19 protein-coding genes are annotated in these 25,075 nt (G+C 69.5%); 10 read left to right on the plus strand and 9 right to left on the minus strand.

The features are described from left to right. Nucleotides 1–120: 120 nt before the first annotated feature. Nucleotides 121–1,455 (minus strand): c-type cytochrome, encoded by a 1,335-nt coding sequence (locus tag IFSED24_RS16120; RefSeq protein WP_491332505.1) that lies wholly within the window; start codon nucleotides 1,453–1,455, stop codon nucleotides 121–123. Nucleotides 1,456–1,473: 18 nt separating this feature from the next. After that, nucleotides 1,474–2,859: a c-type cytochrome gene (locus IFSED24_RS16125; RefSeq protein ID WP_491332506.1), complete on the minus strand. Its 1,386-nt coding sequence runs from the start codon at nucleotides 2,857–2,859 to the stop codon at nucleotides 1,474–1,476. 317 nt (nucleotides 2,860–3,176) lie between these two features. On the opposite strand from IFSED24_RS16125, the gene IFSED24_RS16130 reads away from it, so the two are divergent. Together IFSED24_RS16130 and IFSED24_RS16135 are read left to right on the plus strand one after the other, a co-directional pair. After that, on the plus strand, nucleotides 3,177–3,338 hold the full coding sequence (locus tag IFSED24_RS16130) for a hypothetical protein (protein ID WP_491332507.1): 162 nt from the start codon (nucleotides 3,177–3,179) through the stop codon (nucleotides 3,336–3,338). A gap of 66 nt (nucleotides 3,339–3,404) precedes the next feature. Beyond that, nucleotides 3,405–4,349 (plus strand): hypothetical protein, encoded by a 945-nt coding sequence (locus IFSED24_RS16135; RefSeq protein WP_491332508.1) that lies wholly within the window; start codon nucleotides 3,405–3,407, stop codon nucleotides 4,347–4,349. 9 nt (nucleotides 4,350–4,358) lie between these two features. Here the strand turns inward: IFSED24_RS16135 and IFSED24_RS16140 are convergent, their stop codons facing one another. After that, entirely contained in the window at nucleotides 4,359–6,995 is a 2,637-nt protein-coding gene (locus IFSED24_RS16140; protein ID WP_491332509.1) for a CotH kinase family protein, read from the minus strand. Between the two features lie 28 nt (nucleotides 6,996–7,023). Next, on the minus strand, nucleotides 7,024–7,437 hold the full coding sequence (locus IFSED24_RS16145; RefSeq protein ID WP_491332510.1) for a hypothetical protein: 414 nt from the start codon (nucleotides 7,435–7,437) through the stop codon (nucleotides 7,024–7,026). A 140-nt stretch (nucleotides 7,438–7,577) separates the two neighbouring features. On the opposite strand from IFSED24_RS16145, the gene IFSED24_RS16150 reads away from it, so the two are divergent. Beyond that, on the plus strand, nucleotides 7,578–8,186 hold the full coding sequence (locus tag IFSED24_RS16150) for a hypothetical protein (RefSeq protein WP_491332511.1): 609 nt from the start codon (nucleotides 7,578–7,580) through the stop codon (nucleotides 8,184–8,186). Nucleotides 8,187–8,194: 8 nt separating this feature from the next. Next, nucleotides 8,195–9,565 (plus strand): MBL fold metallo-hydrolase RNA specificity domain-containing protein, encoded by a 1,371-nt coding sequence (locus IFSED24_RS16155; RefSeq protein ID WP_491332512.1) that lies wholly within the window; start codon nucleotides 8,195–8,197, stop codon nucleotides 9,563–9,565. Between the two features lie 255 nt (nucleotides 9,566–9,820). Here IFSED24_RS16155 and IFSED24_RS16160 read toward each other — a convergent pair whose 3' ends face one another. Beyond that, nucleotides 9,821–10,648: a patatin-like phospholipase family protein gene (locus IFSED24_RS16160; RefSeq protein ID WP_491332513.1), complete on the minus strand. Its 828-nt coding sequence runs from the start codon at nucleotides 10,646–10,648 to the stop codon at nucleotides 9,821–9,823. 182 nt (nucleotides 10,649–10,830) lie between these two features. Between IFSED24_RS16160 and IFSED24_RS16165 the strand changes: the two genes are divergently transcribed. The 4 genes from IFSED24_RS16165 to IFSED24_RS16180 all read left to right on the plus strand — a co-directional run bounded on the left by IFSED24_RS16165 (nucleotide 10,831) and on the right by IFSED24_RS16180 (nucleotide 16,079). Continuing rightward, on the plus strand, nucleotides 10,831–13,350 hold the full coding sequence (locus IFSED24_RS16165; protein ID WP_491332514.1) for a prolyl oligopeptidase family serine peptidase: 2,520 nt from the start codon (nucleotides 10,831–10,833) through the stop codon (nucleotides 13,348–13,350). A gap of 210 nt (nucleotides 13,351–13,560) precedes the next feature. Beyond that, nucleotides 13,561–14,112: a tetratricopeptide repeat protein gene (locus tag IFSED24_RS16170; RefSeq protein WP_491332515.1), complete on the plus strand. Its 552-nt coding sequence runs from the start codon at nucleotides 13,561–13,563 to the stop codon at nucleotides 14,110–14,112. A gap of 106 nt (nucleotides 14,113–14,218) precedes the next feature. Continuing rightward, nucleotides 14,219–14,941: an SIMPL domain-containing protein gene (locus tag IFSED24_RS16175; RefSeq protein WP_491332516.1), complete on the plus strand. Its 723-nt coding sequence runs from the start codon at nucleotides 14,219–14,221 to the stop codon at nucleotides 14,939–14,941. Nucleotides 14,942–14,945: 4 nt separating this feature from the next. Beyond that, nucleotides 14,946–16,079, plus strand: coding sequence for a hypothetical protein (locus IFSED24_RS16180; protein WP_491332517.1), 1,134 nt, complete (start codon nucleotides 14,946–14,948; stop codon nucleotides 16,077–16,079). A 62-nt stretch (nucleotides 16,080–16,141) separates the two neighbouring features. Here the strand turns inward: IFSED24_RS16180 and accC are convergent, their stop codons facing one another. Together accC and IFSED24_RS16190 are read right to left on the minus strand one after the other, a co-directional pair. Beyond that, entirely contained in the window at nucleotides 16,142–18,124 is a 1,983-nt protein-coding gene (gene accC / locus IFSED24_RS16185) for an acetyl-CoA carboxylase biotin carboxylase subunit (RefSeq protein WP_491332518.1), read from the minus strand. 34 nt (nucleotides 18,125–18,158) lie between these two features. Next, nucleotides 18,159–19,691 (minus strand): acyl-CoA carboxylase subunit beta, encoded by a 1,533-nt coding sequence (locus IFSED24_RS16190; protein WP_491332519.1) that lies wholly within the window; start codon nucleotides 19,689–19,691, stop codon nucleotides 18,159–18,161. Nucleotides 19,692–20,049: 358 nt separating this feature from the next. On the opposite strand from IFSED24_RS16190, the gene IFSED24_RS16195 reads away from it, so the two are divergent. Both IFSED24_RS16195 and IFSED24_RS16200 read left to right on the plus strand, forming a co-directional pair. Beyond that, a complete protein-coding gene (locus tag IFSED24_RS16195; RefSeq protein WP_491332520.1) occupies nucleotides 20,050–20,460 on the plus strand; it encodes a type IV pilin protein in 411 nt (136 codons plus the stop codon). 99 nt (nucleotides 20,461–20,559) lie between these two features. Then, nucleotides 20,560–21,213 (plus strand): adenylate kinase family protein, encoded by a 654-nt coding sequence (locus IFSED24_RS16200; RefSeq protein WP_491332521.1) that lies wholly within the window; start codon nucleotides 20,560–20,562, stop codon nucleotides 21,211–21,213. 10 nt (nucleotides 21,214–21,223) lie between these two features. On the opposite strand, the gene IFSED24_RS16205 is transcribed toward IFSED24_RS16200, so the two are convergent. Both IFSED24_RS16205 and IFSED24_RS16210 read right to left on the minus strand, forming a co-directional pair. Continuing rightward, complete coding sequence (locus tag IFSED24_RS16205) at nucleotides 21,224–22,219, minus strand: hypothetical protein (protein WP_491332522.1); 996 nt, start codon at nucleotides 22,217–22,219, stop codon at nucleotides 21,224–21,226. 104 nt (nucleotides 22,220–22,323) lie between these two features. Further along, nucleotides 22,324–25,074, minus strand: a complete 2,751-nt coding sequence (locus IFSED24_RS16210; protein WP_491332523.1) for a S8 family serine peptidase — start codon at nucleotides 25,072–25,074, stop codon at nucleotides 22,324–22,326. Nucleotide 25,075 lies beyond the last annotated feature (1 nt).

A 25,075-nucleotide genomic window follows, 5' to 3' on the forward strand; every position in this document is an offset into this window, starting at 1 on the left:
CATATCGCGAATCAGGGAGCCCAGCAGCGGCACGGTCGGATAGAGGCCGCCGCCGACTCCACGCTTTGGCGTGAGAAACCCCAGTTGTTCTCCGCCATGGTAATTCTTCGCCGGCCGAGGTCAACCCTCTTCCGGCTGAGTCTCCCCTCGGCCCAGTTGAAGCATATAGCCAGCCACCGCCTGCAGCTTCTCCTCGCCCAGCTTGAACGCCGGCATCTGGGTGAAGCCCTCGCGCTTGCGTCCGGGGTTCTCGGTCCAGGTGACGATGCCGGCGGGGTTGTCGCCGTAGAGCTGGACGATCTCGGTGAGCGGCGGGCCCACCAGCACGCGGTCCACGGCGTGGCATGCGGCGCAGGTGCCCTCGAAGATGCGCTGGCCCAGCGGCATCTGCACCTTCTGCTGGCCGGTGGCCTCGCGCCACTGGGCCGCGGCGGCGAGCCAGCCCACGTCCTTGGTGTGTGTGGCCATGAGCGCGCGGTGCTCGGCGACGGCGTTCTCGCGGTAGACGTGGCGGCCGTAGCCCATGGCGAAGGCGGTCAGGGTGATGAGGGTGAAGACCAGCGTGGCCCGCGGCATGGGCCGCACCTGGGGGCCCACGATCTCGCGCCACATCAGCACCATGGCCACGATGGCCAGGGTCACCCCGAGGCTGATCACTCCGATCAGGTACCAGCTCATGCCCTGGCCGGGCAGGGTCAGCAGCACCAGCGGGCCGAAGAGGAGCTGCAGCGCCGTGGCGCCCAGGGCGATGCCGTAGAAGAGGCGGCGCAGCGCGGCGCGGTCGAGATCCTGGAACTTGCTCTCGATGGGGCAGCCGGCGCGCAGGAAGAAGAAGAGCAGGAAGAGGCCGCTGATGGCGACGCTGGCGGCCAGGAAATGGAAGTAGCGGGGCCAGACGTTGGGCAGCTGGAGCGCCGAGAGGAAGCCGTCGACCTCGAGCCAGCGGCCGGGGAAGAGCATGAGGTTCACGTTGGTCAGGAAGATCAGCGGGATCACCAGGAACAGGCCTGCGCCCGCCATGCCCAGCGCGATGTGCAGGCCCTTGGCGTGGGCCAGACTGTCCCAGGTGTACTTGTGGGCGTAGGTGATCAGGAACGCCAGGGTGACCAGCGGGATCAGGCCCAGCCAGGGCGCGCCGGTCAGGCTGTTGGCGGTGTACCAGTACATGGTGTAGAGGACGTTGATGCCGAGCAGCGGGCCCACGCCCATGACCACGGCCAGGCTCTTGTTCACCGTGACGGTGCCGGCGACGGCCTTGGCCAGGACGTCGAAGTCGGGGCGGCGGCGGCCGATCAGCTCGAACGCCACGGTCAGCAGCGACCCGCCCACCATGAGGTTCACGAACAGGATGTGCCACAGGAAGAGGAAGACCAGCAGGGCCTGCAGCAGCACCGAGTCGGCGGGCAGGGGCAGGGGGATGTCCAGGGGCAGGGGCCAGTTGGCGATGCTATCCATGAGTCCTCGTTCCTCCGGTCAGCGGATGCGGTTGGCGGCGCCGTGGGTCTGGGCCCCGTGGAGGCCGGCGGGGTCCTGGCGCAGCTCGATCAGGTAGGCGGCCAGGGCCTCGTGCTCGGCCCGGGTGCCGGGCATGGGCGGCATGAACGGTCGGGCGTTGTGCATGCCGGCGAGGTAGGTGCGCAGGACCTCGGGGTCCCAGTCCTGCCAGCCGTACATGGTGCCCAGCTTCTCGACCACGCTGTTGACCCCATGGGTGGTGTGGCAGCGGCTGCAGGCCAGGCGGAACATCTCGCGTCCGGCCTCGAGCCGGTTCAGGTCGGTGACCTCGCCGATGGAGGAGTAGGTCGCGTGGGGCAGCAGGCCGTCCTCGGCGTAGAGCGGGTAGTCGGCCGGGCGCAGCGCATTGGAATACATGTAGGCCTCGATGATGTCGGGCTTGCGGATGAACTCGCGCACGCGCTCGAAGTAGCTGAGCTGCCAGACCGCCAGCAGCACCGGGAGCACCAGGACCAACGCCGGGAGCTGTCGCGGTCGGGCCACGCCCCAGAGGCAGACCAGCGCGACCACCACCACCGAACCGGCGATCAAGATCTGCAAGGGGTCGAGGAAGTTCTGGAACGCCAGGGTGGTCAGCGCCGTGGGCACGTTGGCGAGCATGCGCTCGGGGATGGCCTGCCAGTAGGCGTAGGCACCCAGGATCCAGGGCAGGCAGAACACCAGCGCCCAGCCGCTGACAAGGCGCACCGCCTGGCCGCGGAACTCGGGGTCGCGGCGGGTGAAGAAGCCGGTGAGCATGAGCGCGAAGAGCGCGGCGGTGACCAGGGCGAACGGCGTGCGGAAGAACAGCTGCGGCAAGTAGATGGGGTTGAGCACCGCGGTCCAGAAACCCGGCTGGACGGTCCAGACGCCGGTGTCCATCTGGAAGCCGAGCACCGCCACGATCACCGCCATGGTCAACCAGGAGGCGATCGCCAGCACCACGCCCACACCCAGATGCGCGCGCTTGTTGCGCTGCGCCCAGGCGGTGTGCCAGCTCAGGGTGTAGATCAGGATCAGCACCACCTCGGTGACGAACACGATCCACTCGAAGAACCAGGCCCAGAAGAAGACCCGGATCAGCGAGCCGATGGCGTGGGGGTTGACCAGGCTCGTCGAGAGCCAGATGCCCACGCCGGTCAGGGCGCCCAGGCTGGTGGTGACGATGAAGCACACGAAGAGCAGCCGGTAGGCCAGCCGGTCCCAGCGCTGGTCGCCGGTCTGGATACCGCGCCACTCGAGGAATGCCACCAGCGGGATGGCGCCCACGGCGAGCATGTGGTTGATCAGCACGTGCACCGTGGCGATCACCGCGATGAGCAGGCGATTGCCGAAGAAGTCGAGGTGGAAGATGGGGAAATCCATGAGCCGGCGACCTCGTCTGGGCTGGGGGCCGAGCGCGCTGCGGAAGCGCGACGGTCCGCGCGGGTTCCGTGCCGAGGCACGGAAAACAGGAGTTCAAGAATCTCCTATGAATTCTCTAGGCTTAATGCCGAGAACAGGTTACACGGCTTGAAAGAGTACTCGCAAGGGCGGCGATCCGCCAACAACTCGCTGAATCCCGTCCGCGGTGCATCCCGGCGGGAATCCGGGACGTATGCCCAGCGTTCCAATCGGATGTTGCCGCCGGCCGGGAGGTTGACGATGATGGGCGGCGTCGTTTCCCCAACTGGAGGTTGTCCATGACCAAGCGCATCCTCGCCGCCGTGCTGGCCCTGACGGTGATCGGCACGGCCGCCGCCGCCCTCGCCGGCACCACCAGCGCCACTACCTGGGAGGAGGCCCTGGCCCTCTCCCGTCAGCACGATAAACCCATCCTCATCGACTTCTTCACCGAATGGTGAGGCGGCTGCAAGGTCTTCGCCCGTGAGGCGGAGGAGAACGCGCAGCTCAAGTCGTACCTCGAGTCCGTGATCCTGCTCAAGAACGACTGCGAGAAGGGAGCCGGCGTCGACCTCGCCAAGACGTACGAGGTCCGCGTGTACCCCACGTTCGCCATGGTCAACGAACAGGGCGAGGTCACCGACCGCTGGGCCGGCTATCCCGGTCCCGAGGAATTCATGACGCTGGTGGACGCCGCCAAGGCCGACATGTCGACCATCGCCGAGAAGAAGGAGCGCTTCCAGAGCGAGCCCACCCTCGCGCTGGCCCGCTCGCTGGCCCAGTACAGCGAGGCGGTGTTCGCCAACGTGGAGGCGGTGGACTACTACCGCAAGATCATGGTCCTCGACCCGGCGAGCACCACCGCCACGCGCGGCAAGATCTTCATGTCCATGTTCTACGGACTGCGTCAGCAGGCCTTCACCGTCGACCAGCTGCTCGCCGAGGGCGAGGCCATCCTGGACAGCAAGGACGCCTCGGACGACGATGTCCTCATGGTGGCCAGCGTGGCCCGGCGCGTGGCGCCCACCGAGGACTACCTGCCGTTCCTCGACCAGGCGCTCGCCATCACCGAGCACGCCGAGAGCGAGGAGATGCAGGAGTTCCGCCAGGAGCTGCTGGTGGACAAGGCGCTACTCGTGGAGAAGGACAAGGACAAGGCGCTGGAGCTGCGCAAGGCGTCCATGCCCGACGGCTGGCAGGACGACCCCGCCGCGCTGAACCAGTTCGCCTGGTGGTGCTTCGAGAACGACGTGAACCTGGACGAGGCCTTCCAGCTCGCCATGAAGGGCGCCGACCTCGCCGGTGACGACGGCACCCGCGCCAACATCCTGGACACCGCCGCCGAGATCGCCTTCAAGCTGGGCAAGGTGGACAAGGCCATCGAGCTGGAGACCGAGGCCGTGAAGCTGGCGCCCGACCGCGACGGCTTCAAGCAGACCCTGGAGAGGTTCCAGGGCGCCGCCCAGGGCTAGGACCAGGCACTAGCGGACCAGAGAGAGCTTCCGGCTCCTGCACACGCCGCCGGCGTCGACCCGCACGAGGTAGACGCCGGCGGCGGCGCGTTTGCCCCCGGCGTCGCGACGGTCCCAGACGAGGGTGTGGGTCCCGGCGGCGAGGTCGGCCCGGGTGAGGCGGCGCACGAGCCGGCCGCGCAGGTCGTACACGCCCACGGTGACCGGGCCGGCGGCCTGGGCGCCCAGGGCGAACCGCACGGTGGTGCGCTCGCCGGCGGGATTGGGCCAGGCGTCGAGGGCGCCGAGGCCGGTGGCCGTGAGGGGGGCGGCGAGGACGCTCATGTTGCTCACGCCGGGGGACGGGGCGGGCAGGGTCTGCCAGGGGCCGTCGCCGTCGGGCAGCCGGCCGTAGGCCGTGTCGGTGGCCTGGGGACCGAAGGTCACGGCATCCACCAGCCAGACGTCGTCCGCGTCCAGGAGGAAGAGCGCCAGCGCCTCGCCGTCGGCCGCGAGCTTGAAGTCGGCGTGGAGCGGGCCCTGTTCGGGATCCTCGTCGCACCAGACCAGCAGGAATCCGCCGGCGGGCAGGACCACGTCGGGCAGCGGCCAGGGCGCGGGGTCCTGGGTGTCGTCGCTGAGCGCCAGACCGGCGAGGGAGAGCTGGTCGGGGCCGGGGTTGTACAGCTCGAGCCAGTCGTCGAACTCGCCGGCCTCGTCGGCGATCACGTTGTCGTTGTCGGCCATCAGCTCGTTGAGGCGGATCGCGGGCAGGGGCGGCGGACCCGCCCGTTCGACCCAGTCGTGCACCGTGACGGTGCCGTCGGTGGCCTCGTGGCGGAGCTGGTACCAAGCGCTGGCACCGGCGGGGAGGCTCGCGTCGGTGAAGGCGTAGGCGCGGGGCGTGTCGCTGTCGGGGGCGCCGGCCAGCTCGGGGTGGTCGCGCCAGTCGGCCAGCAGGGCGAGCTGGTCGTGGCCCGTGAGCGAGCGCCAGACCTGGAAGCCCAGGTTGTCGCGCTCGCGCTCGGTGCGCCAGTCGAGCCGGGCGCCGGCGTCGGTGGCCTGGGCGGTGAAGGCGCTCAGCTCCACGGGCACGGCGAAGTGTTCGAGGAACGCGGTCTTCTGCGCGGCGACGATGGGGTGGCGGGCGGCGACCCAGCCACGGGCGGCGGCCACAGCCTGGGCGTAGCTGGCCGAGGAGAGGTTCCAGCGCGCGGCGTGCGCGAGCAGCTCGGGACCGTGGTCGGCGGCGAGCGAATCGAGGCGGGCCTCGAGCGCACCGACCGCGAGCGCGCCGGCGAGCAGCGCATCGATGCGCGCGGAGAACCTGGCCTTGAACTCGCTGTTCTGCATGAGTCCGCGGAAGAGGTCGCGCCACGGCTGGTGCGGCTCCCACCAGTCGCCCATGGACCAGACCGGCGGGCGGAATTCGTTGAACTCGGCGGCGTCGGCGGCGGCGTAGAAGCGGAAGTGGTCGCTCTGGAGGTTTTCCGCGGCGAGCAGGCCCTCCTCGTCCCACATGATGTACTGCCACGGGCCCTGGCCCACGCGCAGGAGCGCCATGTTGTTGACCCAGCCGTTGTCGGCGGAGGCGCCGAAGATGTTCAGGAACATCCAGTCGATGTAGGCGCCCAGGTCGAGGCGCTGGGCCACGTCCTGGTACCAGGCGTGGGCGCCGTAGGGCTGGGGCGGCACGGCGTAGGCGGCGAGGAAGTCGTACCAGTCCTGGACGTCGCCCTCCTCGGCCTCGTCGTCCTTGATGAGGGTGTAGCCGCCGCTGGTGGCCAGCTCGTGGGTGACCTCGACGAAGTGGTCGTCCAGGCGCTCGCGTAGCGAGTAGGCGCCCCAGTACTCGCCGCCCAGGTGGAGCGCGACCAGGCGGTGGCGGCTGCCGAGGTGGCCCAGTTCCTGGTGGAGCGGCTCGAAGAGGCTGGAGCTGAGGAGGTGGCCCGCGGTCAGGTTGGACTTGGTCACGAGGCGGCCGAAGCGGCCGGGGCCGTCGGCGAAGGGGTCGGCCAGAAGCCAGTCCTGGGCGCCGTAGTCGTCGAAGTACTGGCGCAGGCCCTTGCGCGTGTGGTAGCGCGTGCTCTGGCCATTGATGCGCAGGCCCACCGGCTCGCTCCAGAGCGCGGCGCCGGCGGGGTCGTACCAGGTCATGTCGGCAGGGCGTTCCCACTCCGACCCGCGCTGCAGGCAGTTCTCGTACAGGCCCCAGACGTAGATGCCGGTCTCGGGCGACCAGAGGTTCGCCGGCGCGGTGTCGAGGGTGACCACGGGGACGGAGTGAGCGGCGAGGTCGAGGGGGTAGGCCGGTTGGCGTGCGGCGATCAGGTCGACCGTGTCCTGGTCGGCGCCGGCGAAGGCGACCGCGCGCGGGGCAGTGTCGTCCCAGAGCCAGGTGCCGCGCCAGGTCTGGTCGTTGAGGCGAGTGAGCCAGGCGGCGTCCACGGGCGTCATGGCCACGTCGCCGTGGAAGGTGGCCTGGACGCTGGCCTCGTAGGTGAGGTCGGGCGGGGGCGGATAGGAGTAGAGCCGTGGCGGACTCCAGGTCACCGTCACCTCGAGGGCGGCGGCAGCGGCGGGCAGCAGCAGGGCGAGGGCGATGGTGGCGAGGCGCGGCGGCATGGTCGATCCCCTGGCGATGGTCCGTTCGGTGCGAATCATCATTCTACCACGGATCGGCCTCTGGATGCGATCAGGTGGCGTCCGGCTCGGGGAAGAGCTGCCGCGTCTCCTCGCGGTTGAGGATCACCAGGGACGACACTCCCAGCACGGTGCCCAGGGGGAAGGCGAGGCACAGCAGGCCGGCGATGACCAGGCAGTAGGTGTGGCGCTGGAGGGAGAGGAGGCTGCGGCCGGCGAAGAACACGAAGGCGGCCCAGATCCAGGCCAGGACCACGGCGAAGCCCACGAGGCCGGCGACCAGCGCGCCCGAGGCCACGGTGGGGGCCAGGTCGCGGTCGACGCGGGCCTCGGTGGCCAGCTCGGGCCACCAGATCGAGGCCACCGTTAGCCAGAAGATAGGGACCAGGGACCCCAGGACGATCAAGCCGGCGTAGACGAAGTGGAAGATGGCCAGCAGGCGGAGGTGTTCGTGGCGGCGGTCCATGAGTGGCTCCCTTCGATCATGGTCGGTGCCCCTCATTCTGCCTCATCCGCCGGCGCCCGGCAATGACCATGCTTGGTGGCGCCGGGGCGCGGTGCTAGAATGGACATGTTGTACGGCTCATCAAATCCGGGGGATGCAACATGCTCAAGATTCGCTGGCACTGGCTCGTGCTGGCGCTGCCGATCATGACGCCGGCGCTCGCCGGCGCCGGTCCCACCGTGGAACTGGCCGGCGGCTGGTGCCTGCCCATGGTCGACAAGAACGATGTCCTGCTCGACGGTTACGAGGTGGGCGTGGGGCTGTTCGCGCCGGCCGAACCCTGGCTGCAGGTCGGCCTTTCCGGCGGCTATGCGCACCTCAAGACCGAAGGGGAGATCCTGGTGCGCGAGGGCACACCCTACCGTCCGCCGAAATACGGGGTGCCCGGCAGCTGGGACCTCTTCAACCTGAGCGTGGACGCCCGCGTCGGCTGGGGCCTGGACGGCCCACGCCAGCTCTGGTTCGCCGGCGGCCTCGGCTGGTACCATCTGGACGCCGCGGACGCCGAGTGGGAAGGAGAGTCGGTGGCGAACTTCCCCATCACCAACACCATCGGCCTGCGGCTGGGCGCCGGCGGCTCGGTGGCCCTGAGCGACCGTTTCCGCCTGGGTCTGCACGTGCGCTACTCGTACACCGACTTCTATCGCGATTACTGGTCGGTCTACATGTCCGGCCTCCAGGTCCAGGCCGTCCTGGGCGTGGCCCTCTAGGAGTGACCATGAGACTTTCCTTCCACGGCGCCGCCGGCTGCGTGACCGGCTCCAAGCATCTGCTGGAGACCGGCGAGCACAGCTTCCTCATCGACTGCGGCCTGTTCCAGGGCCTCAAGGAGCTGCGCCAGCGCAACTGGGATCCGCTCCCCTTCGAGATGCGCACCCTCGACGCGGTGCTGCTGACCCACGCCCACATCGACCACTCCGGCTGGCTGCCCCGCGCCGCGCGCCTGGGCCTCGACGCCCACATCCACGCCTCGGCCGGCACCGCCGAGCTGTGCGAACTGCTGCTCATGGACGCGGCCCACCTCCAGGAGGAGGACGCGGCGTGGGCCAACAAGCGCGGCTACTCCAAGCACAAGCCGGCCGAACCGCTCTACACCAGCCTCGACGCCCTGCGCGCGCTCGATCTCTTCCGCGCCCATGAATTCGGCCACTGGGTCGACCTGCCCGGTGGCGCCCGCGCGCGCTTCGTCAACGGCGGCCACATCCTGGGCGCCGGTTCCATCCAGTTCGAGGTCGGCGGCAAGACCATCGTCTTCTCGGGCGACGTGGGCCGTTACGACGTCCCCCTGCACCGCGACCCCGACCCCTTGCCGCCGTGCGACATCCTGGTGATCGAGTCGACCTACGGCGACCGCAGCCACGACCACGAACCGGTGGCCGACCAGATCAGGCGCGTCTTCGTCGAGACCATCCGTCGCAAGGGCGTGGTGCTGATCCCGGCGTTCGCGGTGGGCCGCGTGCAGCTGGTGACCCTGATCCTGCGCGACCTGATGAAGAACGGCGAGCTGCCCGAGGTCCCCATCTACGTGGACAGCCCCATGGCCGTGGACGCCACGCTCATCTACGGCCGCCACCTCTACGACATGAACCTGGAGGACGACCTCATCGAGGACGGCCGCAGCCGCCTCTTCCCCCGCGAGGTGCACCTCTGCCGCACGGTCCACGAGTCCAAGCAGCTCAACACGCGCGAGGGCCCCATGGTGATCATCTCGAGCAGCGGCATGATGACCGGCGGGCGCATCCTGCATCACCTGACCCGCCGCCTCGGCCGGCCCGAGAACCTGATTCTGCTGGCCGGGTACCAGGCCCGCGGCACCCGCGGCCGCGCGCTGCAGGACGGCGCCAAGACGCTGAAGATCCACGGCGAGAACTGGCCGGTGGAGTGCCGGCACGAGACGATCCACGGGCTGTCGAGCCACGCGGACCGCGAGGAGCTGCTGCGCTGGATCGACTCGGCGGAGCAGCCGCCCAAGAAGGTGTTCGTGGTGCACGGGGAGCCGGAGTCGGCGGACGCCTTCGCGGCGAACCTGCGGCAGCGGCTGCAGGTGGAGGTGCACGTGCCGGGGCTGGGGAAGGGGTTCGAGCTGTAGACGCGGCGGACGTCCTTGCTCGTGATGCTGCCGATGGTCGGCCAGGTCCCGCCGGGGATCCATTCGCTGTTGACAGCAGTTCTCATCCGCGCCTAGGATGCCCCGGTCGGCTCCCCGCCGGCCCCCCGCCGCTGGAAGGATCCAGCGGCCCGGCTTTTACAGGAGGTATCCCTTGCGCCACCTGGTGCGAGTCTGCCGGACCCTCGTCCTGGTCCTGGCCTTCATGTTCCTGGTCGCCACGCTGAGCGACGTCCTTCAGTCGCGCAGCCCGATCTCCTCGCCGTACTCCTCCAGCGCCACGCCCATGGCCTCGTAGCCCGCCTCGTAGGGCTGCTGCCACTCGTCGAAATCCTCCACCTTGATGTCGGGATTGATGGCCGGGCGCACGAAGATGTCGGGCGGATTCAGCGCGATGCGGGCGTCGGTGAGCATGCGCTGGGGGATGTCGTAGGCCTTCATGGCGATCTCCAGGATCAGGGGCCGCCGGAAGGCGCGGGTGGTGAAGGTCTCCCACCAAGAGCCGTGGTTCTCGAAGTCGAGCTTACGATCGGGGGGCGCCGATACATCGACGGCGATGACCGGCTCGTGAGTCATGGCGCGGATGATGTCCACGGGCAGGTTGTTGACCAGGCCGCCGTCCAGCAGGATGCGGTCGTCCACCCGCGCCGGCGGGAACACGCCGGGCAGCGAGATGGTGGCGCGGATGGCCTGGCGCAGGTCGCCACTGTCGAAGACCACCTGCACGCCGTCCTGGATGTCGCAGGCGGTGATCTTGAGCGGGATCCGCAGGTCCGCGAACGAGGCCGGCAGGTAGCGCTCGAGGGCCCGCTCGAGCTTGTGCCCGCGGTTCAAGGCCTCGCTGTCGCCGATGTCCAGCAGTTCGGTGAACTTGAAGTCCTGGGCGTGCTGCAGCATCTGGTCGGCGTTCTGGCCGCTGCCGGCCATGGCGCCCACGATGCCGCCCATGGAGCAGGCGGCGATGGCCACGGGCGTGACGCCGCGTTCTTCCAGGGCCTTCAGCGCGCCGATGTGTGCGTAACCTCGGGCGCCGCCGCCGCCGAGTACCAATCCCACGTCAGGCATGGTCGTCTCCTCGAACTCAGGGGGTCTTTCCGGACAGGATGCCCCATCCTGCGTCGCAGGACAAGACTGATGGCTGCTGGAATCCCGGCACGGCAGCGGCTAGATTGGCGTTGATTGTCCGCCGCGCCGACGGGATTGCCTGGCCGGGCGTCCCGCCGGCTCCTCCTGCCCCGGAGCCCGCCATGCGCCCCACCGCCGCCGCCATCCTCCTCTCTGTCGTGCTCGCCGCCTCCCTGGCCGCCGCCGACTCCGTTCCCGCCGATCAGGTCCTGCGCCTGGGACCGCTGCCCGCGATGCCTGCCGGCGATCTCGACCCGCGCGTCCACGCCACCGCCGAGACCGTGCCCGAGCTTGATCCCCGCGGCTGGCTCCCGGAGGCCGGCCAGCAGCTCCGCATGATCGACGGCGAGGACCTGGCCTGGCGCCGCGTCAACACCGACCAGGGCACGGTCAGCCTGGGCGAGGCCGGTGTCTGGTGGCTGGCGGCGCGTCTGCGGTGCGACCGCTGGTGCGAGGTCACCGTGACCGCCGGCGAATCGGCCGAGGTCTGGCTGGACGGCGAACCGGCGGACGGCGCGGTGCCGTTGCCCGCCGGCGCCTGCTTCGTATGGGTGCGCGTGGTTGTGGACGAGCCCAGCAGCGCGGTCCGCCTCGCCGCCGAGGGCACGGCCGACCTCGCCTGGGATCTCGAGCCGCAGCTCGATTTCAGCCGCTTCGACCGCGCCCGCAGCGTGGCGACCCTCTCGAGCCTGGCCGTGGCGCCCCGCGGCCAGCTCCTGGCGCGCCACCTCTCGCGCCGCAACCCCACCGGCGACAAGCGGCGTGGCGAGACCACCGTCTTCGACGGTCGCGGCCAGCTCGTGGCCGCCGATCTTGGCGGCCCCGACGCCCGCCCCGTGTCCTTCACGCCCGACGGCCGCGCCCTGCTCCTGCGCCGTCCCGGCGTCGACGGCACCGACCTCGTCCTGTGGAGCGCTCCCCGCGGCCCGGTGCGTACGGTGGTCACCGACGAGCCGGACCTGGTCCTCATGGCGCTCGACCCCACCGGCCGGCGCCTCCTGCTCGCGAGCACCCGCGGCCTCGAGGCCCAGGAACCCGACCCGGCCCAGCGCCGCTGGGACGCCCTGCGCGAACGGGTCGCCGACTGGGATCCGCGGCCCCACCTGCAGGTGGTCGACCTCGAGAGCGGCCTGCGCCGCGTGCTCACCCGCCCCGGCGACTGGACCCTCGACGACGCGGCGTGGTTGCCCGACGGCCGCCGCGTGGTCTACGCCCGCACCGTGCCCATGGCGCCGCCGCCCTGGTTCCGGACCGAGCTCCGCGTGCTGGACCTCACCAGCGGCGAGGATCGCCTGGCGGCCACCCTCGCCGCCGGCTGGGAAGTCCGGCCCCAGGCGCTGGCCCCGCACCCCGACGGCCGCCGCGTCGCCTTCCTCGGCCCGCCCGAGGCCGTGGGCGACGACCTCCCCGCGCACAACGTCTACAACAAGCAGGTCTGGCTCCTCGACCTCGAGAGCGGCGACCTCGCCCGCATCACCACCGACCTGCGCTACGCCTTCGAGTCAGGCCGCGGCCTGCCCGCCTGGACCGACGGCGGCGATCGCCTGGTGCTGCCCGCGAGCGCCGGCAGCCACAGCGTGCTGGTGGCGCTTCAGGCCGACCGCGACCAGTGGCGCGCCGAGGAGCTGCCCACCGCCGGGGAGACCCGCGGCGACTGGGCGCTCGGCCCTGACGGCGAGGCGGTGGCCTACACCGCCGGCGGCCCGGCCTCGCCGCGCGCGCTCTGGCTGCAGCCGCTGGGCGGCCAGGCCCGCGAGGTCGAGACTCCCGATCGCGAGCTGCCCGGGCGCTTCGCCGTCGCCGACGTGGAGGACGCCAGCTTCACCGGCCCCGGCGGCGAGACCATCGAGGCGTGGTGGTACCGCCCGGCCGGCCCCGCCGGCTCGGTCTTCGACCAGCCCGCCGACCGCCACCCGGCCACGGTGCCCCTGATCGTCTACTACTACGCCGGCAGCTCGCCCACCGAGCGCTCGTTCAACACCACCCACCAGTTCTGGGCGGCCAACGGCTACGCGGTCCTGGTGATCAATCCCCGCGGCGCCACCGGCTACGGCGACCGCTTCGCCGACTGGCACGCCGGCGACTGGGGCCCGGCCGCGGGCAGCGACATCCTGGCCGGCGCCGAGGCCCTCCTGGCCCGCTATCCCCAGCTCGACCGCACCCGCGTGGGCTGTTACGGCGGCAGCTACGGCGGCTTCATGACCATGTATCTGGTCACCCACAGCGACCTCTTCGCCGCCGCGGTCTCCATGTACGGCATCGCCGACCTGGCCACCTACTGGGGCCAGGGCACCTGGGGCTGGACCTACGGCGACATGGCCGCCGGCGGCCGCCGCCCCTGGCAGGACCCCCGGTACTTCACCGACCATTCGCCGCTCTTCGCCGCCGCCGACGTCAACACGCCGCTGCTCCTGCTCCACGGCGCCAGCGACAGCAACGTGACCCCGGGCGAGTCCGCCGGCATGTTCACCGCGCTCCAGGTCCAGGGCAAGCCAGTGGAGATGGTCACCTTCCAGGGCGAGGACCACGGCATCGCCGGCACGTGGGCGAACTATGTCGGTCACCGCACCATGATGCTCGAGTGGTTCGACCGCTGGCTCAAGGGCCAGCCGCAGGCCTGGGAGCACCGCTGGGCGGATTGAGGGCCTTCCTGCACCGAGGAGCGCCGGCCGACCTCGTCTCCGGGGTCGGCCGGCGCTTCATGGGCCTGCCGGTTGCAAGGTCGTGATCAGCGAGGCTTCCCGGCATGACCGGCGAGGAATGGCAGGGAACGATAAGGATAACCCAGACACTCGGGGGTCGAGGAAAGGAGTTGCACCATGCCAGCCCGCGTTGCAGACCGCCAAGGTCGGATGCGCGCACCGGGCGCGCTCCTGCAGGTGGGGCCGGACAACCCCGCCGCCATCAACGGCGCGCTCCAGGAGGCCAACCGGCTCCTGGAGCAGGATGAATTCGACCGCGCCGAGGTCATCCTCACCCGCCTGGTGAAGGAGGATCCCCGCGATCCGGAGGCCCTGGCCAGCCTCGCCATCTGCGTGGCCGCCGGCCGCGGCCAGTACGCCACCGCCGAGAAGCTCGCCGACCGGGCCCGCAAGCTCGCTCCCAAGCGCGGCTGCGGCTGGTTCGCGCTGGGCTACGTGAACCTCCTGGGCTCGCGCATCGAGAAGGGCTACCGCTACCTCGAGGAGGGCCGTCGCCGCGACCCGCGCGACCCCCGCCTGCGCTGGGGTCTCGACGCCTACGATCAGCGCCGCCCGGCGCTGATCTGCGACCTGGACCGCCGCAACCCGCTGAACAGATTCCTGCTCGCGAGCCAGCGCGTGGTCACCGACCGCCGGGTGATGATGGCCGGGGCGGTCTACGCCTGCTACCGGGCGGTCTGCCTGTACTTCTGCCTCGGCTGACCGCGGCCGGCCTCCCGGTGGACACTGGGCCCTTGCCAGCGCGTGCATCCTGTCCGAATGTCTGGGGTATCCCGATCCGTGGTACCACCAGCCCAGGAAGTCGATCATGCGCAACAATACCCTGGCCGCCCTGATCCTCGGCATCTGCTTCGTCGCCGGCCTGGCGATCCTGGCCGGCACCTGGCGCGGCAACGTCAAGACCGCCCAGACCCTCAAGGTGACCGGCTCGGCCAAGATGGACCTGGTCTCGGACCTGGGCCGCCTGCGGTTCTGGCTCCAGGGCCGCGGCGCCACCGCCGAGGCCGCCTGGCAGGACCTGCAGCGACAGCGCCCCCTGGTGACGACGTTCCTCACCAGTCAAGGCGTTCCCGAGGACGCCGTGGAGTTCTTCCCGATCAACGCCTGGTCCAACGACGAGTTCGACCAGCACGGCAACCGCACCGGCCGCATCCTCTCGTACCAGAGCGAGCAGGGCTACCTGGTGGAGCTGGCCGACGTGCAGCTCGTCAAGACGCTCTCGCTCGAGCTGGCCGGCCTGGTCACCCAGGGGGTGAACGTGCGCACCAGCATGCCCGAGTATCTCTATGTCGACCTCGCCACGGTGAAGGAGGCGGTGCAGGCGCTGGCCGCCGAGGACGCCATGCGCCGCGCCCGGAAGGTGGCCGCCGCGGCGGGCGCCAGCCTCGGGCCCATCCGCGACGCGCGCATGGGCGTGCTGCAGGTCACGCCGCGCCACAGCACCGTGGTCAGCGACTACGGCGTGAACGACAACTCGTCCATCGAGAAGCAGATCACCGCGGTGGTCCACGCCAAGTTCGCCATCGAGTAGGACCATGGTGCCGATCCGCCCGATCCTGATCGTGCTCCTGGTGGCCACAGCCGGCTCGGCGTTCGCCCAGTTCAGCCTCCCCGACTCGGTCACGTTCACCGAGGAGGTGTCGATCAAGGTCTGGCCGCCGGCGATCCGCACGTACGGCATGGTCTGGGTGCCCAATGCCCATTACACCACGCAGCAGGGGACGGGGCTGGGCGCCGAGACGGTGAAGCTGTTCCGCCTCGACCCCGACGACCGATCGCTCACCTCATCGGCGGGACTCAAGTTCATCGCGACCACTCGGGGCCAGTGGCGCTTCAACCTGAACACCGACCTCTACTGGAACCAGGGCCGCAGCTATGCCCAGGGCGTCTTCGATCACGACAGCCTGGCCAGGCCGTTCTACGGCCTGGGCCCGGCGAGCAACGAGCGGGATAAGGAGTACTACGAGCCTTACGCCACGGTGACCCACTTGGAAGCTTCCTACATGCTAGGCAGGATTCTGGCGTTGGGGCCGGTGTTCGAGCTGCACCACCAGGCGATCCAGCACACCCAGGATGGCGGTCTGCTCCAGTCGGGAGAGTTCAGGGGAACGGAATCCGACCTTCTGATCGGTCTGGGCATGGTCCTGGTCCGCGACACGCGGGAGAATCGTTACTACTCGAAAAGCGGGATCTTCTCGCAACTCGGGATCATGGAATTCGATCACCTCGACGGCGATGCGTTCCGTTTCGGGTGGCTGGAACTCGATGTCCGGCACTACCGAAGCCTGAGCAAGGATCATGTGCTGGCTGGCCAGTTCTACTGCAACGCCATCGCGGGGGACGCGCCGTTCTGGCGGCTGCCCTCGCTAGGATACCGCGAGCATAGCTGGGTCTACGACCGAGACCGATACCTCGACAAGCTGCTGCTGGCCGGCCAGGCCCAGTGGCGCTGGCGACCGTTCCTGCGCTGGGGCTTCTCGGTGTCGTCGGGGATGGCCACGGTGGCCTCGTCGCCTGGCAGGCTCCAGTCGAAATACCTGCGGCCATACGTGGGGATCGGGGCGCGGTTCTTCGTGGAGCGGGATGGGAAGCTGGTGCCGATCCGGGGGGATGTGGGGGTCGGGAATCGGACCTGGCGGGTGACGGTGGGGATCGGCGAGCTCTTCTAGGACGTGGTTGGCGGCCTGGCCCAACTCGCCAGGCCGCCCGTCTCACCTCTCGACCAACGCCCTCACTCGAACTCGATGATCGTCTGATCCACCGTCAAGCTGTCGCCCGGTTCCGCGCACAGCTTCGCCACCACGGCGTCCTGCTCCGCGCGCAGCACGTTCTCCATCTTCATGGCCTCCACCACGGCCAGTTCCTCGCCGGCCTTCACCTCCTGGCCCTCGCTCACCGAGACCCTGAGCAGCAGGCCGGGCATGGGCGACAGGAGGAAGCGCGAGAGGTCGGGCGCCTCCTTCTCGGGCATGTGAGCGTGCAGGGCCGCAGCCGCCGGAGTCAGGACCATGGCGTCGGTGCGGGCACCGCAGTGGAAGAGGCTGTACCAGGGGCCGCGCCGCTCCACCTGGTAGCAGACCTGTTCGCCGTTGATGGTCCCCTCGAACAGCGGTTGCCCGATCCGCCACGCCGAGGCCACGCGGTACTCGCCGTCGCCGATGGTCAGGACGAAGCCGCCGTCGCCAGGAGCCATGGTCACCTGATGGGTGACCTGGCCGGTGATCACCGCCCAGTCGTCGTGGACGCGCCGTTCGTGGCCGGGAAGCTGGCCCGACAGGAGGGCGGCGCGGTCCAGGTGGCGACGGTGCACCATGGTCGCCACCGCCACCGCCCGGGCCGGGTCCTCCTGGGGCACCATCTCGGCGTTGAAGCCGTCGGCGTACTCCTCGGCGATGAAGTTGGTGGTCAGGTGTCCTGCCACGAAGCGCGGGTGCGCCATGATCGCGTTGAGGAAGCTGATGTTGTGCCGCACGCCGCGGATGTAGTACTGGTCGAGTGCTCGCTGCATGCGCCCGATGGCCTGCTCGCGGTCCTCGCCCCAGGTGATCAGCTTGGCGATCATGGGGTCGTAGTACATGGACACCTCGCCGCCCTCGAACACGCCGGTGTCCACCCGTACGTGCTCGCCCGCGGGCGGCCGGTAGTCCACCAGGCGACCGATGGACGGCAGGAAGTTGCGGAACGGATCCTCAGCATAGATCCGGGCCTCCAGCGCCCAGCCGTCCAGCGCGACATCGTCCTGGCCCAGCGGCAGCTCCTGGCCGTCGGCCACGCGGATCATCAATTCCACCAGGTCCAGGCCGGTGACCAGCTCGGTCACCGGGTGCTCCACCTGCAGGCGGGTGTTCATCTCCAGGAAATAGAAGTTTCGCTGCGAATCGACGATGAACTCCACGGTGCCGGCGCTGCGGTACTGGACGGCCCTGGCCAGGGCCACGGCCTGCTCGCCCATGGCCCGGCGGGTGGTCGCGTCCAGGAAGGGCGACGGCGCCTCCTCGATGACCTTCTGGTGCCGTCGCTGGATGGAGCACTCGCGCTCGCCCAGGTAGATGGTGTTGCCGTGGGTGTCGGCAAGCACCTGGATCTCGATGTGGCGCGGCTCCTCGATGAACTTCTCGATGAACACGCGCTCGTCGCCGAAGCTGGAACGGGCCTCGTTGGTGGCGCGCTCGAAGCCGTCGCGGCATTCCTCGCGGTTCCAGGCCACGCGCATGCCCTTGCCGCCGCCGCCGGCCGACGCCTTGAGCATCACCGGATAGCCGATCTCCTCAGCGATCCGGACGGCGTGGTCGGCGTCGCGAACCACGTCGTTGTGGCCGGGGATGGTGTTGACCCCGGCCTCGGCCGCCAGCTTCTTGGAGGTGATCTTGTCGCCCATGCTGGTGATGGCGTAGGGGGCGGGGCCGATGAAGACGATGCCTTCCTTCTCCAGCGCTTCGCAGAATCCGGCGTTCTCCGCGAGGAAGCCGTAGCCGGGATGCACCGCCTGGGCGCCGGTGTCCCGGCAGGCCTGGACGATGCGGTCGATCACCAGGTAGCTCTCGGTCGACGGGGCGCCGCCGATGTGCACGGCCTCGTCAGCCATCCGCACATGCAGGGCGTCGCGGTCGGCGTCCGAGTACACCGCCACCGTGGCGATGCCCAGGCGTTGGGCGGTCCTGATCACGCGGCAGGCGATCTCGCCTCGATTGGCGATGAGGATCTTGTCGAACATCCGGGTCGCTCCCAGTGGTTGGCTGTCGGGCTCGCTACAGCGGGATGTTGCCGTGCTTGCGCCAGGGGTTCTTGAGGTCCTTGTCCTTGAGCATGGCCAGCGAGCGGCAGATGCGCTTGCGCGTGCTGTGGGGCATGATCACGTCGTCGATGAAGCCCATGGCGCCGGCCACGAAGGGGTTGGCGAACTTGGTGCGGTACTCCTCGGTGCGCCGGGCGATCTTCTCCTGGTCGCCGCTGTCGGCGCGGAAGATGATCTCCACGGCGCCCTTCGGGCCCATGACGGCGATCTCCGCCGACGGCCAGGCGAAATTCACGTCGCCGCGCAGGTGCTTGCTGGCCATGACGTCGTAGGCGCCGCCGTAGGCCTTGCGGGTGATCAGCGTGACCTTGGGCACGGTGGCCTCGGCGTAGGCGTACAGGAGCTTGGCGCCGTGCTTGATGATGCCGCCGAACTCCTGCGCGGTGCCCGGCAGGAAGCCGGGCACGTCCACCAGGGTGATGATGGGGATGTTGAAGGCGTCGCAGAAGCGGACGAATCGCGCGGCCTTCTTGGCGGAGTCGATGTCCAGGCAGCCGGCCAGCACCAGGGGCTGGTTGGCCACGATGCCCACGGTCGACCCCTGCATGCGCCCGAATCCGGTGATGATGTTGGCGGCGTGCGTGGGCTGCAACTCGAAGAACTGGTCGTCGTCGACGATCTTGGCCACCAGTTCCTTCATGTCGTAGGGCTTGTTGGGGTCGGCGGGCACCAGGGTGTCCAGCGACGGGATGGACCGGTCGGCGGGGTCGTCGGTGGGCCAGATCGGGGGCTTCTCGCGGTTGTTGGCCGGCAGGTAGTTGACAAAGCGGCGCAGCATCAGCAGCGCTTCCACGTCGTTCTCGAAGGCCAGGTCGGCCACGCCCGACTTGCTGGTGTGGGTGATGGCGCCGCCCAGTTCCTCCGCGGTCACCGTCTCGTGGGTCACCGTCTTCACCACGTCCGGCCCGGTGACGAACATGTAGGAGCTGTCCTTGACCATGAAGATGAAGTCGGTCATGGCCGGCGAATACACCGCACCGCCGGCGCAGGGGCCCATGATCATGGAGATCTGCGGCACCACGCCCGAGGCCAGCACGTTGAGCTGGAACACGTCGGCGTAGCCACCCAGCGACTCCACGCCTTCCTGGATGCGCGCACCGCCGGAATCGTTGAGGCCGATCACCGGCGCGCCCGCCTTCATGGCATGCTCCATGATCTTGCAGATCTTGCGCGCGTGGGCCGCCGACAGCGAACCGCCGAACACCGTGAAGTCCTGGCTGAACACGAAGACGAGGCGGCCGTTCACCGTGCCGTAGCCGATGACCACGCCGTCGCCGGGGATCTTCTGCTTCTCCATGCCGAAGTCGGTGCAACGGTGCTCCACGAACATGTCCCATTCCTCGAACGTGCCGGGGTCGAGGAACAGCTCGATACGCTCGCGGGCGGTGAGCTTGCCCTTGGCGTGCTGCTTGTCGACGCGGTCCTGTCCACCGCCGATGCGCGCGGCATCGCGCTTCTTTTCCAGTTCGCGGATGATATCCTGCATGGACTGCTCCTCGATCGCCGGCTGTTGCGCGGCAGGTCGGTCCGTTGGGTCAGACGTGGGCGATGGACGCCGACAGGCACCCGGAACGTCCTGGGCAGGATACACCGGACTGGTTGGAGGCGAAACTGTCCCTTTTAGATCTCTCATCTGCGGAGCGTCTGGCGACAGCCTCCGACGCGGCCGTCGGCGATCGCACCACGAGGCTGCCGCGGTTCCCGGAGACGCCGGAATCCCGGGCCGGGCTCTCCCGGATCTGCCGCTGCCGCCGCGGCGGCTCATCGAATATTGCTAAATCGACACTTCCGGATGTCGATAGCGGATACTGATCCCTCGTTCGCCCCGGCCGGAGGAGTCCTTGATGATCGCGCGCGAAGGCTTCACACTCATCGAATTGACCCTGGTAGTGGTCATCATCGGGGTCCTGTTCAGCGTGGCCATGCCCAACTACATCGCCATGCAGGCCCGCGCCAAGGAGGCCGATGTCATGGCGCTGGCCCACGTCGTCCAGATCTCGGCCGAGGACCACGCCGCGCGCAACGACGGGATCTACTCGGACCAGGGCGCGGACCTCCTGCCGTGCCTGCCCGGCGGGGTGCTCCAGAGGAATCCCTTCACGGGCCAGGACACCGAGCCGAAGTTCGGCATGCCGGCGGCCATCCCCGGCCAGGTGGGCATCGTGGTCTACCTGCACGAGGGCGTCCAGGCCGGGTACACCATCACGGGCTTCGGCAAGACCGAGTTGCTCATCAGATACACCGGCGGGTATTGAGCGGACAGGTGTCAGAAAAGGCTTTCAATCCCACCGCCGATCGTCCGAAGATCGGCACGAGTGGCGAGGACATTCCCGGACCCAGCGAGGACCGTTGACATGCACAAGTACGTGATCATGGGTGTGCAGGGTTGTGGCAAGGGCACGCAGGCCAAGCTCCTGGCCGACGACTTCGACCTGGTCCATATCTCGGTGGGCGACATCTTCCGCTGGAACATCCAGCACCACACCAAGCTGGCGGCGCGCATCCGCCGCATCGTCGACGACGGCCACCTCGTCCCCGACGACATCGTGGCCGACATCATCCACGCGCGTCTCGCCGAGCACGACTGGAACTTCGGCTTCATCCTCGACGGCTTCCCGCGCAACCGGCCCCAGGCCGAGTTCTTCCTCGAGAGCTACGACATCGACGCGGTCATCGACATCGATGTCCCCGACGAGGTGGTCCTCAAGCGCGTCCTCTCGCGCCGGCTCTGCTCGGGATGCGGCCTCGACTACAACCTGATCCACCACCGTCCCGCGGTGGCCGACCGCTGCGACGTCTGCGGCGGCGAGCTCGTCACCCGCGCCGACGACAACGCCGAGGCGGTCCGCAAGCGGCTCACCGACTTCCACACCCAGACCAAGCCGGTGCTCGACCTCTTCGCGCGCAAGGAGCTCATCGTGAACGTCGACGGCACCCGGACCATCGAGGAGGTCCAGGGCGAGATCCGCACGCGGCTGGGTCTGCCGCCGCTGGGCGAGCTGGACTAGGCGCCAGCCACTAGGGCGAAACCTCCATACCCGAGATCGAGGCCTCGATCTCCAGGATGACCATCTGGGCAGCCGGATCGTAGGCCGTGCTGTATGCGGCCTGGCTGCGCTCGTGGCAGAGTACCGGGCCCAGATCGGGCGCGTAGAACACCGAGCCATAGATATAGCCGCGGGTCTTGCCCAGGGGCTCGCCTTGCTCGTCGGTGAGGACGGTCACGCCCAGATCGACGACGTAGAAGCATTCCAGGCAGTTGGTGTAGGTGCGGTCGTCGAGGGTCAGGTCGGTCTGGCTCCAGATGCGGCCGTGGAGCCAGACGTCGTTGGCGAGGTCGGAAACGAGTTGCAGGCTGAACTGATGACCGACGGTGAGGTCGCCCTCGAGATAGACCCAGCTGTAATCGCTGTTCAGGTCGCCATAGCCGAAGAGGCCGGTGTCGGTGGCGGCGAAGGCGTAACCGCCCAGGAAGAGTGGTGCCTGCAATTCGTCGCCGAACGCCTTGACGGTGCCGGCCGGTGGGAGTCCGGTCAGGCCGGCGCCGAGTTCGGGACGTTGGGAGAGGAGGTGAGCCAGGAGCCGCCGTGGCTGGGGTTGGATCTGCTGCTTGCCGGACCCGGGGGTGAAGAGTTCCTCGCGCAGACGCTGGGCCGTGACGCCGGACTGGGTCGTCACGTCGCCGTCGATACGCAGGCGGTAGAGGCCCTCGCTCTGGCCGAGCGGCGGCCAGGTCACCGGTTGGCCGAGGCGCGTGTGCAGGGTCGCCAGGTCGGGAAGCTCGGGATCGGGGTCTTCGGGTTCGACCAGGTCGTCGGGATCGCCTTCAAAGGCATGGAGGGTCAAGTCGTGGATCCAGGCGTTGCCGTCGGCGCTGGGCCACATGGTCTGGAAGGTCGGTTCCTGGCCACCCGTGGACGGGCAGTTGGTGCAGCCGTCCTCGTCGTCGTCGCAGCCGATCATGAACACGATGAGGCAGAGCGCCAGGGCGCCGGCTAGCAGGCGAGTAGGCATGAGGTGGTCCTCCGGGTGAGTGCAGGCTGGGCAGGTCGATCATCCCTTGCCACGAGTCTAGCACACGCCGGAGCGGACCTGTCAAGGCCGGGCGGGATCAGCGATCACCGCCGCAGCACCACCTTCTGAGACACCGACTCGCGCGGCGTCACCAGCCGCACCATGTAGACCCCGGCCGGCAGCTCGCGGCCCCCGTCGTCGCGGCCATCCCAGCCGATGGCGCCGCCGCTGCCGGCGTCCTGTTGCAGCAGGCGCACGCGCCGGCCGCGCAGGTCGTAGACCTCGAGGGTGCCGGTGGCGGCGCGGCCGGTCCGGAAGCTGATGGTGGTGGCGCCGGGCGCCGGGTTGGGAGCGATGGCGAGGAAGGACGAGGTGCCCGGCAGATCGTGCTGGATCTGGACCTCGCGGGCCTCGCCGCCGGCCGCGGCGAGCAGCAGGCCGCTGAGCCGGGGTTCGCAGGTGGCGGTGCCGGCCACCGACACGGGGATCTGGAAGCTGATGCCGCCGGCGGGCAGTTCGCCGCCGAGATCGTAGAACAGGACCCGGAGCTGGTCGCCGGCGGCGTGGGCGGTGGCGCCCAGGGAGGCGGGCCAGTCACCGCCCAGCTCGTCGGCGTTCCAGACGGCGCCGTCGATGGTCAGGGCGAACTGGCCGGCGGCGATGGCCTCGCCGCCGATGTGGACCGGGACCAGCCAGCGCGGGCCGTCGCGTTCGGGTTCGCCGAGGGTGAAGACCGCCGGCGTGGCGGGACGGGCGAGGCCCGGCGTGTCGGTGCCCAGGATGAAGGCCACGATGCGGGCGAGGTCCTGGGCGTCGAGGTTGCCGTCGCCGTTGGGGGCGGGGTAGACGTCGGCGGCGGTGCGGGCATCGCCGGTGAGCGGGCTGCCCACGGGGTCGAGGATGTGGTTCACCAGCAGGATCAGGTCGAGCACGGTGGCGCGGCCGTCGCCGTCGATGTCGCCGTCGGCGCCGTCGGGGCCGCCGGAGACCGCGGCCACCGCGGCGAGGGCGTCGATCTTGCCGGCGCCGAAGCGGGCGTTCCAGACCGGGCCGGTGAAGTCGTCGGTGACGGCTGTCTGCTGGAGGAGGGCCTTGACCTGGTCGGCGGTGAGCGCGCCGTTCTTCTCGAGCATGAGCGCCACCACGCCGCAGGTGAAGGGGCTGGCCATGCTCGTGCCCTGGGTGGCGTAGTACTGGCCGTCGGGCGTGAGGAGCTGGTTGCTCTGCGGCGGGTCGGTGTTCTGCGAGTAGCACGAGACGATGGCCATGCCGGGGGCCGCGATGTCGGGCTTCTGACGACCGTCGCGGGTGGGGCCCATGGACGAGAACGGGGCGCGGTCGCCCACGAGCGTCTCTCCCCACGGGCCGCTGTAGCCCACGGTGCCCGCCTGGGCGGGCCAGGTGTTGCGCGACTTGTAGGCGGCCACGGTGATGGCCTTGGCGGCGCCGGCGGGCATGGCCACCGAGTGGCTGTGGTCGCTGTCGGGGAAGCCCGCGGTCATGGTCCCGTTGATGTGCCAGGCATGGGCTTGGTTAACGCCGCCGGAAAGGGTGATGGTCCAGTCGTACGCGGCGGGCGGGGTGCCCTCGCGGTCGTCGAACTGGATCACGATGAGCTTGTCGCCGTTCTGGGGATCGGCGCCCTGGCTGGCGTTGTCGATGACGATGTAGCCGGCGGCGGTCTGTCCACCGACGACCTGGCCGCTGGCGATGGGGCCCTCGTCGATGCCTGGGCCCTGGAGGCTGACGCCGGGGCTGGCGGCGCCGTCGACCCAGATGATCATCAGCGCGAAATCGTTGTTGCTGCCGGGGTTGGCCTCGTACTCGACGATCCGGTAGGTGATGGAGCCGCCGCCGGCCGAGGCCTGGTCGTGGATGAACGACTCGCCCTCGTTGCCCGCCGCGATGCAGAAGACCACGCCCTCGCCGGCCAGCTCGTCGACCACGCGCTCCTGGGCACTGGTGCCGTCGTGCGCGCCGTAGTGGCCGCCCAGCGACATGTTGATGGCGATGGGCTGGCCAAGGCTCGCGGCCTTCTGGGCCATGTAGCGCATGGCGTCGATGGTCTTGTCCTCGGGGAAACCGCCGTTCTGATCGTCCCAGGGCTTGGCGAAGAGGATGTCGGCCTCGTAGGCCACCCCGCGGTACTGGCCGCTGCTGGCGCGACCGTTGCCCGCGGCGATGCCGCTGACGTGGGTGCCGTGGCCGCTGATGTCGTTCTCCGCCACGGTGCCGGCATTGATCTGCGCCTCGGTGTATTCCACGCCGTAGGCGAAGCCCGCCGGGGGCGTGCCGCCGGTGGCGAAGAGGTCCCAGATCGCCTTGATCCGGGTCTGTCCGCTGGCCAGGTCGAAGTCCTGGTGCCGCCAGTCGATCCCCGAGTCGATCACGCCCACCAGCACGCCGGCGCCGGTGTAGGCCGGAGTGCCGGCCCAGACGTCGTCGACGTTGGCCAGCGGGACGGCGATGTCGAGCATGGGCTGCAGCAGGTGCGAGGCGGCCACGTGGGCCACGCCGTCCAGCGCCGCCAGGGCGTCGAGGCTGCTCAGGGGCAGGCGGGCGGTGGCGATGGTCCCCTGCCGCGAACCCACCACCAGGCCGGGCACGCCGCCCAGATCGACCTGCTCGTCGGCCAGTTCGAGGATGGCGCCGATCCGCAGGGGACCGTCGCCTTCTTCCAGCGCGATCAGCCGCGCATAGTCGAGGCCGCTGAGCGGCTGGTCGGCCTTGCCGGTGCGCTGCGCCTGCAACCCGCGCAGCAAGGGGTCGACGGTGGCGGCCCAGGCGGTCCCCGCGATCAGCGCGACCACCAGGATGGCGACGAGGGACAGGCGGATACGGATCGGGTTGGCCATG

It is taken from the genome of Candidatus Latescibacter sp. IFSED24 (genome assembly GCF_058273205.1).

Excerpts from the sequence above, each read along its gene's own strand:
- IFSED24_RS16205 (WP_491332522.1), bottom strand. The coding sequence starts at position 22,219 with ATGCCTACTCGCCTGCTAGCCGGCGCCCTGGCGCTCTGCCTCATCGTG.
- IFSED24_RS16170 (WP_491332515.1), top strand. The coding sequence starts at position 13,561 with ATGCGCGCACCGGGCGCGCTCCTGCAGGTGGGGCCGGACAACCCCGCC.
- IFSED24_RS16180 (WP_491332517.1), top strand. The coding sequence starts at position 14,946 with ATGGTGCCGATCCGCCCGATCCTGATCGTGCTCCTGGTGGCCACAGCC.
- IFSED24_RS16210 (WP_491332523.1), bottom strand. The coding sequence starts at position 25,074 with ATGGCCAACCCGATCCGTATCCGCCTGTCCCTCGTCGCCATCCTGGTG.
- IFSED24_RS16165 (WP_491332514.1), top strand. The coding sequence starts at position 10,831 with ATGCGCCCCACCGCCGCCGCCATCCTCCTCTCTGTCGTGCTCGCCGCC.
- IFSED24_RS16125 (WP_491332506.1), bottom strand. The coding sequence starts at position 2,859 with ATGGATTTCCCCATCTTCCACCTCGACTTCTTCGGCAATCGCCTGCTC.
- IFSED24_RS16145 (WP_491332510.1), bottom strand. The coding sequence starts at position 7,437 with ATGGACCGCCGCCACGAACACCTCCGCCTGCTGGCCATCTTCCACTTC.
- IFSED24_RS16160 (WP_491332513.1), bottom strand. The coding sequence starts at position 10,648 with ATGCCTGACGTGGGATTGGTACTCGGCGGCGGCGGCGCCCGAGGTTAC.
- IFSED24_RS16150 (WP_491332511.1), top strand. The coding sequence starts at position 7,578 with ATGCTCAAGATTCGCTGGCACTGGCTCGTGCTGGCGCTGCCGATCATG.
- IFSED24_RS16130 (WP_491332507.1), top strand. The coding sequence starts at position 3,177 with ATGACCAAGCGCATCCTCGCCGCCGTGCTGGCCCTGACGGTGATCGGC.
- IFSED24_RS16190 (WP_491332519.1), bottom strand. The coding sequence starts at position 19,691 with ATGCAGGATATCATCCGCGAACTGGAAAAGAAGCGCGATGCCGCGCGC.
- IFSED24_RS16195 (WP_491332520.1), top strand. The coding sequence starts at position 20,050 with ATGATCGCGCGCGAAGGCTTCACACTCATCGAATTGACCCTGGTAGTG.
- accC (WP_491332518.1), bottom strand. The coding sequence starts at position 18,124 with ATGTTCGACAAGATCCTCATCGCCAATCGAGGCGAGATCGCCTGCCGC.
- IFSED24_RS16120 (WP_491332505.1), bottom strand. The coding sequence starts at position 1,455 with ATGGATAGCATCGCCAACTGGCCCCTGCCCCTGGACATCCCCCTGCCC.
- IFSED24_RS16200 (WP_491332521.1), top strand. The coding sequence starts at position 20,560 with ATGCACAAGTACGTGATCATGGGTGTGCAGGGTTGTGGCAAGGGCACG.
- IFSED24_RS16140 (WP_491332509.1), bottom strand. The coding sequence starts at position 6,995 with ATGATGATTCGCACCGAACGGACCATCGCCAGGGGATCGACCATGCCG.
- IFSED24_RS16175 (WP_491332516.1), top strand. The coding sequence starts at position 14,219 with ATGCGCAACAATACCCTGGCCGCCCTGATCCTCGGCATCTGCTTCGTC.
- IFSED24_RS16155 (WP_491332512.1), top strand. The coding sequence starts at position 8,195 with ATGAGACTTTCCTTCCACGGCGCCGCCGGCTGCGTGACCGGCTCCAAG.